The following is a 14,570-nucleotide window of genomic DNA, read 5'->3' as shown; positions in this document are numbered from 1 at the left end:
TTATGCGAGCACTAAAAATAGCAGCAACCGGCATGAGCGCCCAACAGATGCGGGTGGAAACGATTTCCAACAACCTCGCGAATATGAACACCACCGGCTATAACGCGCGCCGTGCGGAATTCGCGGACCTACACTATCAGCAAATGACCCGCGCTGGTACAATCAACGCCTCAGATGGGACCGTGGTTCCAACCGGTGTTCAACTTGGCCTTGGCGTCAGGCCGACCTCTGTTTCCGTGCAGTTGGCACAGGGTTCCCTGTCGCCCACTGGTGGCGACCTTGATCTTGCGATCGAAGGCAACGGATACCTTGAGGTCACCCTGCCAAATGGTGCCGCAGCCTATACACGCGACGGTGGCTTAAAGCGCTCAGGCGAGGGGCAAATCGTTACGTCAGATGGATACCCCGTCGTCCCGGACATCACTATTCCCAATGACGCCCGCAGCATTTCAATCAACGCCGAAGGCGAAGTTTACGCCTATTTCACAGGACAAGTTCAAGCGCAGCAAATTGGCGCGATCACTTTGGCGAACTTCACCAATGCCAAGGGCATGGAAGCCATCGGATCGAACCTGTTTTTGGAAACACCTGCTTCTGGCCCAGCCGTGGTCGGAACGCCTGGCGTCGATGGGCTTGGGACTTTGCGCCAAGGGTATTTGGAAGATAGTTCCGTGGATGCTGTGCGGGAAGTCACAGAATTGATCGAAGCCCAACGCGGCTATGAATTAAATGCCAAAGTCATCACAGCGGCCGATCAGATGCTCGGCGCGACGACGCAGATCCGCTGATGAAGTTATTCACCCTCACATCCGTTTTGTTTGTCATCACAGCAACGCCAGTTATGGCAGACACTTTAGTGGCCGCCCGCACGATCCGCAGTCAAACCGTCCTGTCATCTGCGGATTTCGTCATAGCCACGGGCGATACATTGGGCAGCCTAACGCAAATCAGCGACATCCAAGGTCTGGAAGCCCGCGTCACACTTTACGCAGGTCGCCCTGTGCGCCCCGGCGATGTGGGCCCCGCCGCTGTAATCAATCGAAACCAAGTGGTGCCTTTGGTGTTTAATGCCAACGGCTTGGTGATCACCACGGAAGGGCGCGCCTTAGATCGCGCTGCCCCCGGCGAATACGTGCGCATCATGAACTTATCATCTCGCACAACTGTCAGCGGGCGCGCCATGCCCAATGGCACTGTCCTGATCCAGTATTAACAAGGATACAAAATGTTACGCATCTTTCTACTTCTATCTGCTGTTTTCACCGTCACAGCCTGTACTCGGCTTGAAAACGTTGGCCGCGCACCCGAATTCGTCGCACCGGAAGGCGGGGCCGAACAAACCGCAATGATCACGCCTGGTCTGACCGTGTCATTGGTTGCACCCCAGCCCAATGACGGATCGTCACTTTGGACACGCAGTCGTGGATCGCTTCTTGGGGATCGACGTGCGTCCTTGCGGGGAGACATCCTGACAGTTGTGATCAAAATTGATGATAAGGCCGAGATATCCAACGCCACAAACCGAAGCCGTTCTGGGAATGAAAGCATGGGTATCCCTCAGCTTTTGGGCATCCCACAGCGTATCGCGGCAGGCCTCCCGACCGGTGCTGGCGTAGATCCACTCGTGCAAACGAATTCCACAAGCGCGTCAGCAGGCAGCGGCACGGTAAGCCGGAATGAAAAGCTTGAATTGCGCGTGGCAGCAACTGTTGTCGACGTTTTGCCCAACGGTGTGTTGGCCCTTCAGGGGTCTCAAGAAGTTCGCGTGAATTTCGAACTCAGAGAGCTTCTCGTATCTGGTTATGTACGGCCCGAAGATGTCTCGCGCCAAAATGAAATCACCTACGACAAAATCGCATCGGCGCGCATTTCATATGGTGGCCGCGGCCAAATCTCAGACGTTCAGCAACCTCGTATTGGTCAGCAAATCGCCGATATCGTACTGCCCTTCTAAGGAGACTGCATGTGATGGGAAAGATTTTACCTATTCTACTGGCATTGGTTGGCATCGGGGTTGGTGTTGGCGCAGGGGTCGCCCTGCGCCCGCCCCCCCCGCCACCTGTCGAAGTTCACCCATGTGGCCCCGGAGATGATGCAAACCTGACGGCTGATATGCCGAACGGAACCGCAGACGAGATGCATGAGGACGGTGAAGAGCCACCCGAGACAAGCGAATTTGTAAAACTGGCAAACCAATTTGTCGTCTCTGTGGTGAAAGATGAAAAAATCGTGGCGCTGGTTGTCATGTCTTTAAGCGTCGAAGTTTTACCCGGCAACACGGAAGAGGTTTTCCGTCAGCTTCCCAAACTACGCGATTCTTTCCTGCAAGTGATGTTTGATCACGCCAACATCGGCGGCTTTGATGGTGCATTCACCGAAAGCAATAAGATGACCCTGCTGCGCAATGCCTTACTTGAAACCGCAAGACGCCAATTGGGCCCGCCCGTGATTGATGTGTTGATCCAAGATCTGATCAGGCAGGATCTGTAAGCGTCAAAAATTCTTCAGATCTTGCGCGTATTCTTCATATATAGATGGGCTGAAAATTGAGTTCACTCTGAGGTCACGCTTTGGCTGCAAATCAGCCGTAAAAATCCGATTTGCGGCAAAGCTTTCCGCCGTCAGCGAACGCAACCCATCAGGCAATTCCCCAAGTTGTCCGCCTTCCACATTTGATGCCATATGGAACCCCCAAATGCCAAAGGACGGAATGCTTCTATTGTAACTTATCACCTCTGGGAAAATTTCTTTCAGCGTTTCTGCAACCGTCCAATAGGAATGTGGCGCAAAAAACGGCGACGAGCTTTGCGAAACAATGGTCCCGTTCTCGGCGAGAACCCCAGAAACCATTGCATAAAATTCAACCGAATACAGCTTTGACAACGCTTCATTGTGAGGATCAGGGAAATCGATAATGATGCGATCATAAGTCTGATCTGTTTCTTTCACATATAGAAACGCGTCCTCGTTATGAACATTAACCAATGGGGACAGCATGCTGCCATTGTTCAGCCTAACGATAGGGGCAAATTCCTCACCCAAACCTGTCATTTCTGGATCAAGGTCCACAAGATCGATCCGCTTGACCGATGGGTGTTTCAGTATTTCGCGGATCGCAAGCCCATCGCCGCCCCCCAATACAAGAACAGTTTCTGCAGTATCCCCACCCCATGACATCACGGGATGTACCAGCGCTTCGTGATACCGATATTCATCGACTTCGGCGAACTGCAAATGCCCATCGATAAACAAACGCACGTCACTTGTTTTCCAAGTGTTCGTCACCACCAAGGATTGATAAGGGGACTGGCTGCGCCACACAACTTGGTCGAAATACAGGTGATCCTGCGCGAAGGCAGTAATCCGCGACGCAAGCAAAGTTAGGCCAAACAGCAAAATGATCGCACCAATCGTTGCGGCCAACATGCGTCGTGGCGCATCCAAATATTTGCGCAACCAAAACACATTCAAAAGCGCGACAGCGGCGTTGATCAAACCAATTGCAAAGGACGCCGTGATCAAACCAAGCGAAGGCAACAGCAGGATTGGAAAGGCGACTGAGCCGATCAATGCCCCGATGTAATCAAGCGACAGAACATCGGAAATGGATTCTCGGGTCGTGGATCGTTCAGACAAAACCCGTGTTAGCAGCGGAATTTCCAAACCAACCAAGAAGCCAATCGTCGAAATAAAACTGAACATTCCAATGGTGTATAACCACGGCGCAAAGGGGAACAGCATGAACAAAGAAATACTGCACAGCCCGCCAACCAATGCGAGGATCAGTTCAACATAAACGAAGGCTTGGATCAGATTGCCGTGAATAAAGCGCGAGACATAGGACCCCACGCCCATAGCAAACATAAAGAAACCAATCGTCAGAGAGAATTGGTAAACAGAATTGCCCAGCAAATAGCTAGAAACCGTGCCAATGATCAATTCGTAAACGATGCCGCACAGGGCAACGATTAAGATCGAGGCAAGAAGAACAACCGCTTCACGTTTCGGAAGATCTTTGTAATTGGGAGAGTCAGACTGCGACATAAGTTTTGCCTTAAATCCTATATTGATAGAAAAAAGGCCCGGAGCGTTTCCGCATCCGAGCCAAATTTCGGGTATCGGGGCCGGCTTATTTGCCTGCGCGCGGGCCGCCCGCACGTGCACTGCTTGGCGCACGGTAAGAGCTGCGAGGCGTCACAGAACGATTGTTGAAGCTGCCCTTTGAAATGCCCGCACCACGTTGACGGCTTAGCAAGTTACCCAGCAGCATACCGGTCAAGAAACCTGTGCCAGAGAAACGCAGACCCGAGGAATTTCCGGCAACGTCAGTCGCGATCAAACGATTGTTTTCTTCGTCAATCTCAACGGTGAAGACTTTGCCTTCGCCTTCATCCTGAACGCCATTTGCGTTTGCATCGGCATATCCAAGGAAGGTCGCATCGGCCTGAACGTCAAGGCCCAGTGTTTTGTCATAAAAACGCGGATCAGCATTCAAAACGCTGGTGTAGTATTCTGTGAACTCGGCCATTTGTTCATCAGAAACTTCTTCTGCGCCCGTTGTGCCAAGATATTCTTGATAGTTGCTCAGCACGAATTCTGTGCGGTCCAACACCTGACCTAGATCTGCGGTTTGTTCCGACTTACATCCCAACAAAAAGATGCCAGCTGCGCCAATGACTGCAAGAGTTTTAATTTGTCCAAACATACGAACTGTCCCTATTTCAAAATTCGATAATCATTACTTACGCCCCAAGGAACACATCCACCAGTCTTGATGCAATCCAACATGGTAATAATCTTTGAGTTGACCGCTTTTTTCAAAACCATGTGACCGAAGTGCGTCACCATTCGCGTCCGAAATATCCGACGGTATCGCAACCACCGCCATTTTGGCGTGATCCGCCCGCGCTTGCGTTAAGGCTTTGTCCATTCCGGTCAGCCCCTCAGGGGTTTCTTGCCAATTTAGGCCCATCACACGATCAGATTCCGCCTCATAACTGACACCTTTAATGTGCAGGCCCGTGTTTTGCGCTGGCTCAATGCCATGATCATTGCCAAATTCTGGATTGCCCAGACCATAGATAATTTTTGCTTCACGCGCGCCGTGGAACTCTGGCAACGTTAGTTCAACTTCTGCGCCGAAATCTTCATACATCCGATGAGCATCCGCATAAAGCGGCGTTCCGAAATCATCGTAGTCACTGGTTGCTATGAACAGCTTGCGGATGCCGCGATCTTTCAACTTGCCCAATAAATCGTTCATCATTTGGCTGCCCAAGCCTTCGCCCGTGTGCGATTTCGCAAGATACGTCCATGATAGCCAAGCAATGTCATCCACTTGTTCATCGACACCAAAGCCAGTCACACCAAGAACATCACTTCTCTGCTGCAGGACAAACATGTCATCAACGCCGTCGTGCATAAATGACTGCTCTGCCTCACGCGCATCATCGTCATCCGTTTCATCAATGATCGCAACAACCTGTGAGATATGTGACAATTGCATGGGTTTTAGAACTGGGTCTTTGCTGCCAAAAAGCGAACCAAACATGGCGTAACCTCCGCCGATAAGAATTGAAGTTATATGTGTGTATATCGATATGGACTGGGATTGAAACTGTACTTCCAACGCAAGAAATACTGCAATCATGCCCCAAGTGGTCCAGTATTTCTCGCGCGGTGTAGCGGATATAATCGCAAACCCAAGCAAGCCATAAGACGCCGCAGATAGGCCGACAAAACGTCCATCCACCAAGTGATATTGGGTGAGTGTCCCAACCAGAATACAGGCACATGCCAAAGCGGCAGTACGTGGTGACCCGATTTCCCATTCCGTTTTCGCACCCGCAACCGCGATCAAGCCAAGATTGGTCAGCAAGTGGAACAGGTCACCATGGCGAAACACACCCCAAAACGTCGCGGTAAGATTATCCAGCGAATCTGGATTGGTGAAAGGGCCTGCGACACCCCAAACAACCAGCCCAACCGCACAGAGACTTACCGTCGTCCAAAGTTGGCGAATATCACCCATGTATTAAGATGCGTTTTGCAAACAAGCCGCGTGAACATCTGCCCCGCGGTCAATCGTTTGGACATGCTCGCGCTTGGGATTGAAATAGGTCCGCAACACGGCCAAGCTTTTCTCGGGCGCAACACGACCACACATGAAAATATCGATCGCACAATACCCATGTTCCGGCCAAGTATGCACCGAAATATGCGATTCAGCCAATAAAGCAAAACCCGTAAAGCCGTATTCAGGGCCGAAGTCGTGCAAGCGCATCTCAAGGACTGTCGCATCCGCCACCTGAGCGGCCTCGGTCAGAATGTCTTGGATGGGAGGCATCTCACACAGGTTTTCAGCGTCATAAAAGTCAGCAATTATATGGCGCCCAAGGCGACTATTTGGACCAGGGGTCATTTGCATAGTGTTATTCCCGAAAACAATCATCGCTAAATAAGACGCACAGACCCGCACCCAATATGATGCCGAACATCTTATTTGCTTACATAGTCTGACCGCAGGCGTAGGTCAAATGCCCCCACGTGCTTACGCGAAACACACGGGGGCATTATCAATGAGATCAAGCCTGTTCTGGCACAAGAATTTCGCGTTTACCAACATGGTTAGCCGCACTGACCAGGCCTGAATCTTCCATCTGCTCGACCAAACGCGCCGCCTTATTATACCCAATCGCAAGTTTGCGTTGAATATAAGACGTCGAACATTTGCGGTCTTTGATCACAATCGCAACAGCTTGATCATAGATAGCATCTTCGCCATCAGTGTTGCCCCCCGTACCAAGCCCAAGCACAGCATCAATATTATCTGCTTTGTCATCATCCAAACCATCGACCACACCACCGATATATTTGGGCGGACCAAAAGCTTTCAGGTGGTTCACGATTTCTTCGACTTCTTCGTCAGAACAGAACGGTCCGTGCACGCGGGTAATTTTCGACCCGCCAGCCATGTACAGCATATCCCCCATGCCAAGCAGTTGTTCCGCCCCTTGTTCGCCAAGAATAGTGCGGCTGTCGATTTTTGACGTCACTTGGAACGAAATCCGAGTTGGGAAGTTGGCTTTAATCGTCCCGGTAATCACATCCACCGACGGACGCTGCGTCGCCATAATGATATGGATACCAGACGCACGCGCCATCTGCGCAAGGCGTTGAATACACGCTTCGATTTCCTTACCGGCAACCATCATCAAATCGGCCATCTCATCGACGACGACCACGATATATGGCATTTTTTCAGGCGTATTTTCTTCGGTTTCAAAGATCGGATCACCGGTTTCTTCGTCAAACCCGGTTTGCACAGTCCGCGAGAACATCTCGTTCTTGGCAAGCGCATCTTCCACACGGCCATTATAGCCCGCAATGTTGCGCACGCCCATGCGAGACATCTTGCGATACCGTTCTTCCATCTCTCCGACGACCCATTTCAGCGCCACAACGGCCTTTTTAGGGTCGGTCACAACCGGTGACAACAGATGTGGGATACCGTCATAGACAGACAATTCCAGCATCTTCGGATCGATCATAATCATACGACATTCATCTGGCGACAGCTTATAAAGCAGCGACAGGATCATCGTGTTAATTGCCACAGATTTACCAGATCCTGTCGTACCCGCGATCAACAGGTGAGGCATCTTGGCAAGGTTCGCAACGACTGGTGCACCACCAATATCTTTGCCCAACGCCAGCGGCAAAGCATGGCTGCCATCGCCGTAATCGCGGCCGGATAAGATCTCGCGAAAGCTAACCATTTCACGTTTTTCATTGGGCAATTCGATCCCAATGACAGAACGACCAGGCACAGTGGACACACGTGCAGACAGGGCAGACATAGATCGCGCGATATCGTCGGCAAGGCCAATCACACGGGATGCCTTCAAGCCAGGCGCAGGTTCAAGTTCATACATAGTAACAACCGGGCCAGGGCGCACGGAAACGATCTCGCCTTTGACACCATAATCGTCCAACACGCTTTCCAACATACGCGCATTTTCTTCAAGCGCCTCATCAGAAAGGTGATGACGTTCAATGGCTTCCGGGCTGGCCAGCAAGCTAAGGGGCGGGTTTTCGTAGACGTCAGCCTTCGGATCAAACTGCAGGTTTGGCTGCGCTTCGGCCTTGGCTTGGCGTGATGGTTGAACAGGTTTGCTGGGCGCATGCTGAACCACAGCGCGCGCAACCGGCGGCTGGGGAATTTCTATCGGCGCAGCATGAATGCGTGACTGGACCACGGGGGGTTCGGCAACATCAGCGACCTCAGGGAAATACGGATCCGCCATCTCATCAGGCGCGGGTTCATACGTCCGCTCATAGGCGGCTTCTTCCGCATATGTTTGGCCAATATCCTCAGCAACTTGATCCACCTGCTCCTGCACAGATTCTTCTGCTGCGAACGGCGTATAGGCGGGATAGTCGTCCAATGGCTCGTCGCTGAAATCCTCTGGTTCCTCATACGATCTGTATTCGTCGATGGGTGCGGACATACGTTCAGGCGTTGGTGTCTGCATCGGAACATCAGCCACAATTGGCGCAGGGTCCTGGGGCACAACAGGCATAGCGGCGGCAAGCATCGGGGCCATTGGCGCAACTGCGGGTGCGACGCGGGTCAATTGTGGTTCTGCACGGTGAGGCTGTTCAGCACTGCGGGTGGTGTTTGCTTTCAGCACCGGCACACGGCGGCGGCGTGCTTGAATCGCATCCGAAATACGCGACTTGATGCGGTCCGACCCATCTTCTTGCGGCTCAGCAAAGGCGGGCGGTTCAGCTTGAACCAATTCAGGTTCCGGCGTGCGGCGCAAAAGCGAAGCCAAAAGACCTTGCTTCACCTCTTCTTGCGCAGGTGGTGGCGTGTCATCAATAACAGAGTCATCTTCATAATACACCGGATCAGCAGGGGGCGCTTGGTAATATTCCTCTGCGCGCACAACCTGTGCTGTACTTTGAAGTGGCGCAACGGGCTCAACAGCCGCAGCGGTTTGCGCATATAGATGGGCCTGTTCAGCGTCATATTGCGCATTTTGTTGCCGTGCAAGACGCGCATCATTCACAGCCTGCGCCGTTGCGCTGGCCTTCTTCGCGCCTTTGCCTAGCAAACGCATCACTTGCGCATAGCCAACCACAGCACCAATGATCAGAAAACGGCCAAATCTCGTCAGTTCGCTGCGGGTAAAGCCCAGCACAAACAACATCATTGCAATCATGCCGATACCAGACGCGATTGAAAGCAGATTAACCCAAACAGCAACACCGCCAAGGTTATGCATGACGGATAGAAAGGGGCTCACGACGGCGGCGCCCAAAAAGCCACCAGGGCCAAAACTTTGCGTCCAGAAGCTGGAGTTGGCCAAGGATGATGCATAGACCGACACCGAAGCGTAAATCGAAATGATCGTGATACCTACCGGCAGGAATATGAGGCACATCAACGCGCGATCTTCCCCATAGTGAAGCAAATAACGCCCCCCCCAGGCCAGCAACGCCATTGGAACAGCCCAGCTTCCCCAGCCAACACTAAAATATAATGACCAAGCGATTTTCGCACCCAAAGTACCCAATGTATTTTGGACCGGCGCATCTGAGGCAACAAACCAGCTTGGGTCTGATGGTGAGAAACTGGACAGCATCAAAACAAAAGCGATCCCGACAATTATCATCGCAACGCCAAGCAATTCCTTGCTACGTTTTTCCAGAGACGCTTGTGTATCACTGTCAAAAAGAGGGTCACGTTGCCTGATTTGATAAGACGCCATTTTACCTGTCCTTACACTTGCCTAACCGCTTTCAAAGGCGGCGTTATCTTTGTTGGGGCAAAAAATACCCGTAATCATAATGTTGGCAGGGATGGAAAATGACACCGGCGCAAATACACCGGGTGTGTCAAAATATTCATAAAAGAAAGGGATTGCGCCCGCTCTTTGAAACCATATCTGCCTCTGCTCCGGGATCATTTCGCCCCGATTAAGGCCAGAATACGGCGACAAAGCCCTTCTGTCCAGCCCGCTCACCGTAATCCCCGGTGAACGGGCAATTTTCTGTGACTCTTTTACGCCAACGCCATTTCAGCCGCCGCACCAAGCCGCAATAAGCGTTCTTCGCTATTGGGGGCTGTCATCAAAGAAATGCCGCAAGATGGCACACCAGTGGGTAAAGTCAGCGCGATTAAACCCATCAGGTTTGCGATACGCGTGTTGCGCAATGCCAGCAGGTTTTCAGTGATGTAATAGTCATGATCCGTCAGCAAACGGTTCAGATTCGGCGGCAAAATCGGGGCCGTCGGCAAAATCACCGCATCATATTGCGCCGTGGCTTTCAAATATCCCGCCCGCAGGTTTTCCATCTTTTGCCATGCAGCGATATATTCAGATGCGGTCCAGGTTTGTCCCAGCTGAAAACGCGCCAAAATTTCAGGGAACATCACATCTGGGTTGGCCTCAATCACATCTTTCCACGTGCCCCAGGCCTCAGATGTGTAAAGCACCCCGGTCAAATCCATGATCTCGGCAACTTCAGGAACTTCCCCGCGTTCCACTTCGGCCCCTGCCGCCTGCAAGCGTTCAACAGCACTTACAAATGCATCGCGTGGCGCATCTCGCAGATCATCCATCGCGACCGTGTCCAACAGCAAAAACTTGCGACCTTTCAGGTTTGATCCACTCAAATCGGCAGGCTTGCCGCCCTCCATCAAGGCCAACAGCTGGGCGCAATCCTCAACAGATTTTGCCAATGGCCCAACCGTATCAAACCAAGCGCAAAGCGGCACGACGCCATCCAACGAAAGACGCCCTGACGTGGTTTTCAACCCGACCAAATCATTCCAAGCAGCCGGGATTCGCACGGATCCCCCTGTATCAGACCCTATTGCGGCGGGTGCGAGACCAAAGGCCACCGAAGCAGCCGCCCCAGAACTGGACCCACCAGCCACCGCATCAATATCATTCACACAGGGCGATGTCGCCGTGATCGGGTTAAGGCCCAATCCAGAAAATGCCAGTTCTGACATATGAGTTTTGCCAATGCAGATCAGCCCGGCGGCCGTTGCATTCTTAAGAACTTGCGCATCTTCATCTGGAACGCGCCCCTTCAACAAAGCCGTGCCCGCTTCGGTCACATCCCCCGCCGTATCAAACAGATCTTTCCATGAAATCGGCACACCATCCAGCACACTTAAACGTTGGCCCGTTTTGGCACGCTCGGATGCGGCACGCGCCTCAGCCAGCGCACGATCACGGGTAAGACGTGCATAGATACGATCCGACATTTCATGGCCATCAATTTGCGCCAAAACCGCTTCCGTCAAATCAACCGGGTCAATGTCACCTTTGCCAATCATCCGGCCAAGCTCAGATGCGGTTTTGTCTTGCCAATAAAATTCCATCCCGGTCGTCCCCTTTGTGTTTCAGATGACGCTAGCGTCACTGCGGCGCATGGACAATCCCCACACAGTCGCGATAGTGGAATTTATGACCTGCGACTCAGATATCCTGATTGCAGGCGGAGGGTTGAACGGCCCCTCGCTTGCACTTGCCTTGGCCGATGGCGGCCTGAACGTAACACTTGTGGATGCGGCACCCGATGGCGCACGCGAAATCCGAGGCTTTGACGGGCGTTGTTACGCACTGGCGCTTGCCTCACAGCGATTGTTTCAAGCGATTGGTGTCTGGGATTTACTGGATGACAATGCCCAACCGATCCTGAATGTGAAAGTCAGTGATGGACGCGCCGGTGAAGGCCCCGGGCCTTTTGTCATGGGCTTTGATCACGCCGAAATTGAGGAAGGTCCAACCGGTTATATGGTTGAGGATCGTTTTATTTCCGGTGCATTACGTGAAGCCGTTGAGAAACACCCTTTGATCACAAAGATTTCCGGCGCAAAGGTGGTTTCGCAACATGTGGACGGTGCCGTGGTGACTGTTGGTCTGGACACGGGTGAAAGCTTGACGACCCGCTTGCTGGTTGGCGCAGATGGGCGCGGCAGCGGTGTTGCTGCCCGTGCAGGCATCAAACGCAACGGGCACAGTTACCATCAAACCGCACTGGTCTGTTCCGTTGAACATGCCTTACCGCATAACGCCACCGCACATCAGTTTTTCATGCCCGATGGTCCTTTGGCTATTCTGCCTTTGCCGGGCAATCATTCCTCCATCGTCTGGAGCACCTCAGACGACAAAGCCACGCATATCGCATCCCTTGATGATGACGCCTTCATGGAAGAACTTCGCCCCGTTTTTGGCGATTTCCTAGGTGAAATTTCCCTATCCGGGGCGCGGTTCACCTATCCGCTGACCCTGTCATTGGCGGAACATTTCGTGTCGGAACGCCTGGCCCTGATCGGTGATGCTGCCCATGGTGTGCATCCCGTAGCGGGCCAAGGTTTGAACCTTGGTTTGCGGGATGTTGGCGCCTTGGCGGAAGTCGTGATTGAAGCCCGACGTCGCGGTGAAGATTTTGCAGCCGCCGATGTTTTGGCGCGATATGAACAATGGCGGCGTTGGGACACCACTTTGCTCAGCGCGGGCATGGATGGCGTTGTGCGTTTGTTTTCTAACGACAATCCGCTGTTGCGTGCCATCAGGGGCTTGGGGCTTGGCGCGGTCAACACCATGCCAAGCCTACGCCGGAACTTCATCCGTGAAGCTGCAGGCCTAACCGGAGATTTGCCCAAACTGATGCAAGGGCGGCAAGTTTAAGCGTCAATCAATACGGCGCGCTTCATCGATCAACATCACCGGAATGCCATTGCGGATTGGAAACGCCAAACGCGCGGAACGTGAAATAAGTTCCTGACGGCGCGCGTCATATTCCAGAGAGGTTTGCGTCTGTGGGCAAATCAGAGTTTCCAACATGCGTGGAGAGAACTCAGCGTGGGAAATTGTGGCGTCTTCAGTCATTGTATTACCTCTGTGTCGGAACCGCTAAAAATCGCATATTCCAGCAAAGCGGTCAGTGTTCTTCGGCGTTCTGCAAGATTTTTCGCCTCAAGCAAAGCTTGTTTCTCTTCAATCGTGAATGGGCACAGCATTGCAAGGGTGTTTACTAACATTTCTTCCTCGGCACCTTGGATCTGGTCCCAATCCGTACTGAGATCACGCAAGTCAAAATAGCGCCGCAACAACGCCAGAAACTTATCTCGATCAAAAGATGGATCACGCAGCGCAGAGTTCCCATCTTTGGCAAAATCCGCCCATGAGATCTGCGCCCGGCGATAGGGGGCAAACCCATCTTCCGTCTGATCAATTCGAAAGCGCGACACGCCGGTTAACGTGATCATATAGCGATGATCGTCGGTCTCGGTGAATGATGTGATCCGCCCGACGCAACCAATCTGATGCAGGCTTTCAGCGCCCGCGTCCAGTGGCTGCACAATTCCGATCATACGGTCACTGGTCTTCAACGCATCATCAAACATCGCCAGATATCGTGGTTCAAATACATGCAATGGCAAACGGGCCCGAGGCAACAAGATCACCTCAGGCAGGGGAAACAGCGGAATCGTATTTGGAAAATCTGCGGGCAATACCATATCACTATTCTACCCGATTTAGCGTATTAGGCAAAGATCATTGATGACAGCCGTCGACGACCGTTCAGAACAATGGGGTCTTCTGCTTTCAGCGCGTCAAAGATTGTGAACAGCTGCGCCTTGGCAGCAGCATCATTCCATTCACGATCGCGACGGAACAGATCAAGCAACATATCGACAGCCCCTTCCGTGTCGCCATTCGCATGCAATGCGGTCGCGAGATCAAGGCGGGCTTGGTGGTCGTTTTCATCTGCATCCAAGGCCGCGCGCAGCTCGGTCAAGGGGCCTGCTTCCGCAGCTTGTTTCGCGAGATCAAACTGGGCCGCCGCAACTTCGATTTCGGCAGCTTCGGAAATTTCCACAGGTACACCGTTAAGGGCGGCTTCCGCTTCCTCAAGCTGCCCAGCAGCCAAATGCGCCCGCACAAGACCGCCCCAAGCACCCGCATGTTGACCGTCTTCTTCAAGGATCGCTGCAAAGGTTTGCGCCGCATCATCCGCAGCCCCTTCGGTCAACATCTCTTCTGCAGCAGCAACCGCATCATCAAGGCCATTGTCTTCTTCAGGGCCAAGGGCCGCGATCTTATCAACGAAAGTCTTGATCTCAGATGGGGGCAAAGCACCTTGGAAGCCATCGACAGGTTTCCCTTCGAAAAACGCATAGACCGTCGGCACAGATTGGATTTGCAGTTGCCCTGCAATGCCTTGGTTTTTATCAACGTCCAGCTTCACCAGGCGCACTTTGCCGCCTGCGTCTTTCACCGCAGCCTCCAATGCAGGAACAAGCGTTTTGCACGGACCACACCAAGGCGCCCAGAAATCCACGATCACGGGCACAGTCTGGCTGGCCTCAATCACATCCACCATAAATGTGGCTTCTGATCCGTCTTTGATCAGGTCCGTTGGCGCATCAGTGGTATTCGCGGTCTCATTTCCAAATTCAAGCATTTTTCATTCCCTTTTGGGCCCCTTAGGGTTCCCCCCTTAGATGGCGTGGAATGCGCCAGAATTCAAGCCCGCAACCA

At 52.6% G+C, this 14,570-nt stretch carries 14 protein-coding genes; 5 read left to right on the top strand and 9 right to left on the bottom strand.

Annotated features, from left to right (window positions below; genetic code table 11):
• Positions 1 to 2 precede the first annotated feature (2 nt).
• The 4 genes from flgG to RJ38_RS09180 are packed head-to-tail and all read left to right on the top strand — an operon-like array spanning position 3 to position 2,490.
• Positions 3 to 788, top strand: a complete 786-nt coding sequence (flgG, locus tag RJ38_RS09195) for a flagellar basal-body rod protein FlgG (protein WP_039018549.1) — start codon at positions 3 to 5, stop codon at positions 786 to 788.
• Entirely contained in the window at positions 788 to 1,213 is a 426-nt protein-coding gene (flgA, locus tag RJ38_RS09190; protein WP_039018548.1) for a flagellar basal body P-ring formation chaperone FlgA, read from the top strand. The genes flgG and flgA overlap by 1 nt, the downstream gene beginning before the upstream one ends.
• 12 nt (positions 1,214 to 1,225) lie before the next feature.
• Complete coding sequence (gene flgH / locus RJ38_RS09185) at positions 1,226 to 1,954, top strand: flagellar basal body L-ring protein FlgH (RefSeq protein ID WP_039018547.1); 729 nt, start codon at positions 1,226 to 1,228, stop codon at positions 1,952 to 1,954.
• A gap of 14 nt (positions 1,955 to 1,968) precedes the next feature.
• Positions 1,969 to 2,490: a flagellar basal body-associated FliL family protein gene (locus tag RJ38_RS09180; RefSeq protein ID WP_156121815.1), complete on the top strand. Its 522-nt coding sequence runs from the start codon at positions 1,969 to 1,971 to the stop codon at positions 2,488 to 2,490.
• A 3-nt stretch (positions 2,491 to 2,493) separates the two neighbouring features.
• On the opposite strand, the gene RJ38_RS09175 is transcribed toward RJ38_RS09180, so the two are convergent.
• The 6 genes from RJ38_RS09175 to RJ38_RS09150 all read right to left on the bottom strand — a co-directional run bounded on the left by RJ38_RS09175 (position 2,494) and on the right by RJ38_RS09150 (position 11,401).
• A complete protein-coding gene (locus RJ38_RS09175) occupies positions 2,494 to 4,044 on the bottom strand; it encodes a polyamine aminopropyltransferase (protein ID WP_039018545.1) in 1,551 nt (516 codons plus the stop codon).
• An 85-nt stretch (positions 4,045 to 4,129) separates the two neighbouring features.
• Positions 4,130 to 4,705 carry a hypothetical protein gene (locus RJ38_RS09170; protein WP_039018544.1) on the bottom strand — a complete coding sequence of 192 codons (576 nt, stop codon included), beginning with the start codon at positions 4,703 to 4,705 and terminating at the stop codon, positions 4,130 to 4,132.
• A 33-nt stretch (positions 4,706 to 4,738) separates the two neighbouring features.
• Entirely contained in the window at positions 4,739 to 6,031 is a 1,293-nt protein-coding gene (locus RJ38_RS09165; protein WP_039018543.1) for a rhomboid family intramembrane serine protease, read from the bottom strand.
• A 3-nt stretch (positions 6,032 to 6,034) separates the two neighbouring features.
• Positions 6,035 to 6,427 (bottom strand): adenosylmethionine decarboxylase, encoded by a 393-nt coding sequence (gene speD, locus RJ38_RS09160; protein WP_039018542.1) that lies wholly within the window; start codon positions 6,425 to 6,427, stop codon positions 6,035 to 6,037.
• Positions 6,428 to 6,584: 157 nt separating this feature from the next.
• On the bottom strand, positions 6,585 to 9,776 hold the full coding sequence (locus RJ38_RS09155) for a DNA translocase FtsK (RefSeq protein ID WP_039018541.1): 3,192 nt from the start codon (positions 9,774 to 9,776) through the stop codon (positions 6,585 to 6,587).
• A gap of 293 nt (positions 9,777 to 10,069) precedes the next feature.
• Positions 10,070 to 11,401: an amidase gene (locus RJ38_RS09150; protein ID WP_039018540.1), complete on the bottom strand. Its 1,332-nt coding sequence runs from the start codon at positions 11,399 to 11,401 to the stop codon at positions 10,070 to 10,072.
• A gap of 49 nt (positions 11,402 to 11,450) precedes the next feature.
• On the opposite strand from RJ38_RS09150, the gene RJ38_RS09145 reads away from it, so the two are divergent.
• Positions 11,451 to 12,713, top strand: a complete 1,263-nt coding sequence (locus RJ38_RS09145) for a UbiH/UbiF/VisC/COQ6 family ubiquinone biosynthesis hydroxylase (protein ID WP_039018539.1) — start codon at positions 11,451 to 11,453, stop codon at positions 12,711 to 12,713.
• A 3-nt stretch (positions 12,714 to 12,716) separates the two neighbouring features.
• Here RJ38_RS09145 and RJ38_RS09140 read toward each other — a convergent pair whose 3' ends face one another.
• From RJ38_RS09140 to RJ38_RS09130, 3 genes are read right to left on the bottom strand one after another with little or no spacing between them, the layout of a single operon-like run.
• Positions 12,717 to 12,914 carry a Trm112 family protein gene (locus RJ38_RS09140; protein ID WP_039018538.1) on the bottom strand — a complete coding sequence of 66 codons (198 nt, stop codon included), beginning with the start codon at positions 12,912 to 12,914 and terminating at the stop codon, positions 12,717 to 12,719.
• A complete protein-coding gene (locus tag RJ38_RS09135; RefSeq protein ID WP_039018537.1) occupies positions 12,911 to 13,546 on the bottom strand; it encodes an LON peptidase substrate-binding domain-containing protein in 636 nt (211 codons plus the stop codon). Before RJ38_RS09135 ends, RJ38_RS09140 begins: the two co-directional genes overlap by 4 nt.
• A gap of 26 nt (positions 13,547 to 13,572) precedes the next feature.
• Positions 13,573 to 14,493, bottom strand: a complete 921-nt coding sequence (locus RJ38_RS09130; RefSeq protein ID WP_039018536.1) for a thioredoxin family protein — start codon at positions 14,491 to 14,493, stop codon at positions 13,573 to 13,575.
• Between the last annotated feature and the right edge of the window lie 77 nt (positions 14,494 to 14,570).

The sequence above is a fragment of the Halocynthiibacter namhaensis genome (assembly GCF_000812685.1).
Taxonomy (GTDB): Bacteria; Pseudomonadota; Alphaproteobacteria; order Rhodobacterales; family Rhodobacteraceae; genus Halocynthiibacter; species Halocynthiibacter namhaensis.
This window is presented reverse-complemented; position numbering and strand designations above follow the sequence as displayed.